Raw genomic sequence first — 4,259 nt, forward strand, 5'->3', positions numbered from 1 at the left:
ATTCGCTGGCCGCCAGGATGCCTTTGGCATAATTGTTCTGTTGTCCGGCTGTTAATGCCCGCCGGGCGTAAAAAATGGAGGAGTCGGGTTGTCCTGCATTACGGTATAAATTCGCCACTCCGGCGTATGCATCACTTAAAATGGTAAAATTATTTATATTCGTTGCGGTAGAAATACTTTTACGAAAAAACGAGATAGCCTCTGCTTCGTTTCCCATTTTAGCCTGAAGTTTACCCATGTCTGCCCAAATAACATCTAAGCGAAGGATCTCCCTGTTATTCACAACTTTAAGCGCCCGGTTTAAAAATACCGATGCCGAATCCAACTGCCCTTGTTGAAGATAGCTTATGCCAATGGCACCAAGAGCGTTTGCTTGCTCATGCTCACCAAGCGTGGATTCACTTATTTTTAAATGTCTGAAGTAATAAGACCGGGCTTTCGGATAATCGCCCTGTTCGTTGTATATATTACCTATATGAAAGAAGCCGGAACCAATCCCCATGGGATAATTGATATTCTCACTGATGCTTAAAGCCCGCTGGAAAATATCCAGGGCTTCGGGATAGCGTCCCTGTTGATAAAGTATAATGCCGCTCCGCCGTAAGCAATCGGCTTCTCCTTTACGAAACTTCAATGCCCGGGCCAGCGCCAGGCCTTCCTGCGCATACTTCATTGCCGTATCGTGGCTTGAACCAATATATCGAAGGGTTAATTCGCTAAGTATTGTTACCCGGCTGGTATCTGCTTGGGAAGAAGCGAGTAGTTTCTCCAGGCTATCTATTCCTGACCGTACAGACTGTTGTGTTGGCTGTGCGGTTACCATACTGCTCAGTAGCGTAAAATAAATGATCCCCAATAACTTCTTCATATTAATTATTTATAACGGGAAAATGAACGATAAACTCCGTCCTTTTACCTTCTTCGGTTTCCACTTTTATTTCACCACCAAGTGCTTTCATAATATCATAGCTTATGAAAATCCCAATCCAGGGTTTTCTTATAAAACCATTTGTTGAGTCATGAACTGAATCAAGGCGTTGAAATTATCGGCAAACTCATCAATCTGAGCAGCCATGTTCTTGGGCTTCAATCGTTTCAACAGATTGACAGCGAGCGTCCGCAGACTGCTCATCATCCGGCTGACAGGCTGGTTCTTGGTTCTCAGCCCATCCTCGGCCAAGCCGGGCCGCCGGGGCGGTTACGTCCCGATAGTGGTGCGTCACTTCCAGGAGCCAGTGCCGACGGATGGCGTCGAAAAGTTCCTCGGCTTCCTCCAAATTTGCAGGGCGGGCATTGCTGACGTAGTAGCACTTTTCCTGGCTTATCTCCCTGCCATCCAGAGCGTTGCGTGTTCTGGTGACTATGACGCAGGTTCCCATATCGGCCTTGCGCCAACGGGCGGCTAGCGCGTCGGGCCGCAGCTCGTAGCAGGCGTAGCTGCGCTGGTCGATACGCCCGTGGCCACGTTGTGGCTCGTCGGCCCGCTCATAGGACGCTTTGCTAGTCAGGCTGTTGCAAATGCAGTACCTGTACAGGTGCTTCTGGTTGGACTTGAGGCCGATTAGGTAGATCCCTTTGGCCTTGTGGATGGCCTTAGTTGCCTTGGGTGTCAAGTGGAGGGCGTCCAGGGTGATCTTTTGGCTGCACAACTTGCTGTCATTCAGCAGTTGGAGTACGGCTGGCCGCTCGCTTTCCTTCCTGCCGTTGTAGTAGGTCTGACCCACCACTTGCCCCGAGTCGTGGGCCTGGGCCGAGACGCAGGCCTCGCCCCGCTTGTGGCCCGGCAGAATGCTCCCCCTTAGCTCCTTACCGTCGAAAGCGAACCAGCGCTTGGCTTCCTCGCTCAGAACCAGGCCGAACCAATCGAAGAGAAGCCGCGCGAAGACCTCGCCATCGACCTTGGCAAGCAATAGCGGGAGTTGGGCGCGGGAGATAACCCTTTTCGGCCAGGTCTGAGTGGCTGCACGCAGTTCCTCGAAGTGGTTGACCATGTGGCGGTGGAGACGGGAAAGCTTGCCGTCCCTGCCGCAGCAAATGGCCAGAGTCAAACCTGTGAGTACGAATGCCATATTGTGTGTCTTGCCCCGGTTGTCACGACCGTCGAGACCAGGCGTGTTTTGAAGCAATTGGAAAAAAGAGGTAGCTTTACCTTGGCAAGGCGCGGTAGTCATGATTTTGTAGTCTGGTAACCACAAAGGTATGACTTACTGCTCCTTGTCTTTTTTTATAAGAAAGCCCTGAATCCCAATCCGATTCCTTGTCCTGTAGGCTTAGTGGTAAAGAAAGGCTGGAAGATCTTGCCTACTATGCCCGGCGGGATGCCCGTACCATTGTCCCGTACTAGGAGTTCCACACTACCATTTTGTCTGCGTGTACTTAACCAAACGGTGGGCATATACGTAACGTTGGCCTTGACCCGCTTTTGCTGCTGGGCGTGGAAGGCGTTGTCGTACAGGTTCAATAACACCCGCCCTAAATCAGCTGCCACCATACCGACCCGTCCCAAATCCGGATCAAAATCCGTTTCGAGCGCGCAGGTGAAGGTACTGTCTTTGGCTCTGACACCCTGGTAGGCCAGCCTCAGGTACTCGTCGGCCAGGGCGTTCAGGTCGGTGGGCTGGCGCTCGCCGGGGGTGCTTCGGGCGTGCTCCAACATGCCCCGCACAATGGCGTCGGCCCGGAAGGTCTTGAAACTGTACCCATCGTAACGGTTGAGGCCGTCGATAGTCCCAATCCACAACATGATGCCTTCCCGGTCCTGGCAAATGCTCCACACCGAGTTGCTCGATAGGCTCTGCGAGGTGATGAGGTCTTCAGATTTGAGGTCATCCTGACTATAACTTGCCGGACTGAGGCTCAACCAGAAAATTAACGCAGGAAGGATGGGTATCTTTCTCATTTACAGATGGGACCCAATAGGGAGTTATAAAGGCTAAACTTACTGAAAACCACCTGGTTTGTCAAGTAATATTACTGAATGGGAGCGGTTCACATCAATCAATTGCCTTTGTGGTTTTTTAAAGCCGAAATTAGACACAGGCATTTGTTTACCAGTACTTTGCTCTCAATTCACTTTAAAGTAGGTGGATTCAAGTAATAAATGCAACGCAGCCTTCATTTTTGACAGCGTTCTTGAAAACTTCCTCGGGTGATCGGAACCCGAATCTCTTCCTGGGTCTTTGGTTTAAAATCTGAACAACTTCATCTACTTTGCGCTGGGTAACGCGCTGAAAACTCGTCCACTTCGGGAAGTACTGCCGCACTAGCCCGTTGAGGTTTTCATTGGCCCCACGCTGCCAGGAGTGATACGGCTTGGCAAAATAGCAGTCCACTTCCAGTTCTTCGGAGACCTTTTGGTGGTAGGCGAACTCCTTTCCATTATCGGTCGTCACCGTGTGCAGCAGGGGCTTGCAGTCGGTCAGCAACTCAACGGCCTTGGCCTGCACCAGGGCCGCTTCCCTGCCGTCGAGGATGGCCATTTTCAGCATCCCCGTCGCCCGGTCGTTGATCGTCAGCAGCACACCGCTGTGGCCCCGGCCGATGACCAAATCCATCTCCACATCGCCCACCCGCTGCTTCTGCTCGACGACCGCCGGGCGCTGGTCAATGTCCACCCTGCCGACGATTTGGCCCCTCTTGCCCTTCGCACTGCCCCTTTTGGCGTAGCGCTCGCCCCTGGTGCGCATGTGGCGGTAGAGCTTGCCGCCCTGCTTCTTGTCGTCCCAGACGAACTGGTAGATGCGCTCGTGGGAGACGCACTCGATGCCCTTGCGGGCGGCGTGCCCGACGATCTGTTCGGGACTGTGGTACGACTCGAGCTTCTGCCGGACGTAGGCCTCGACGCTGGCCGTCAGGCGCCTTTTCTTGGTCTTAGCCTTGTGGCGGGCGGCGGTTTTGCGTTGGGCCAGATCGGGCCAGTACGAGCCGTCCCGCTTGTCGCAGTTGCGGCTCAGCTCGCGGCTGACCGTGGATTTGCTGCAACCGATCTGCTCGGCGATCTGATCCAGGGAATGATTCGTTTTCACCAAGGCAGAAATCTCGTACCTTTGTTCCAGAGTCAATTGCTTGATGTGCTTTTAGAGTTTGGTAACCCAAAAGGGCTTTGTTGCATGGCTCCTGAAAGGCTAATTTTAACCTCAATTCACCTTGGGTGATACCTGTTTAGAATCTTGTAAGTTTATATTATAGTCAAATCGGTTACTTATTCAATGGTATTTTAGGTTCCTTCAAGACCGTTTTCGGATTATTAAGAGCCATGC

General features: G+C 52.2%; 4 protein-coding genes. All 4 read right to left on the minus strand.

Going from position 1 to position 4,259, the window contains the following annotated elements; translation table 11 throughout:
- On the minus strand, positions 1-868 hold an 868-nt coding region (locus ACEW8P_RS09500; protein ID WP_373512848.1), incomplete at its 3' end, for a tetratricopeptide repeat protein.
- Between the two features lie 190 nt (positions 869-1,058).
- Positions 1,059-2,171 carry an ISAs1 family transposase gene (locus ACEW8P_RS09505; RefSeq protein ID WP_373512849.1) on the minus strand — a complete coding sequence of 371 codons (1,113 nt, stop codon included), beginning with the start codon at positions 2,169-2,171 and terminating at the stop codon, positions 1,059-1,061.
- A gap of 53 nt (positions 2,172-2,224) precedes the next feature.
- Positions 2,225-2,899, minus strand: a complete 675-nt coding sequence (locus tag ACEW8P_RS09510) for an ATP-binding protein (protein ID WP_373512850.1) — start codon at positions 2,897-2,899, stop codon at positions 2,225-2,227.
- A gap of 190 nt (positions 2,900-3,089) precedes the next feature.
- Positions 3,090-4,070, minus strand: coding sequence for an IS30 family transposase (locus tag ACEW8P_RS09515; protein ID WP_373512851.1), 981 nt, complete (start codon positions 4,068-4,070; stop codon positions 3,090-3,092).
- Positions 4,071-4,259: the final 189 nt, after the last annotated feature.

This window comes from Persicitalea sp. (genome assembly GCF_041751555.1).
Taxonomy (GTDB): Bacteria; Bacteroidota; Bacteroidia; order Cytophagales; family Spirosomataceae; genus Persicitalea.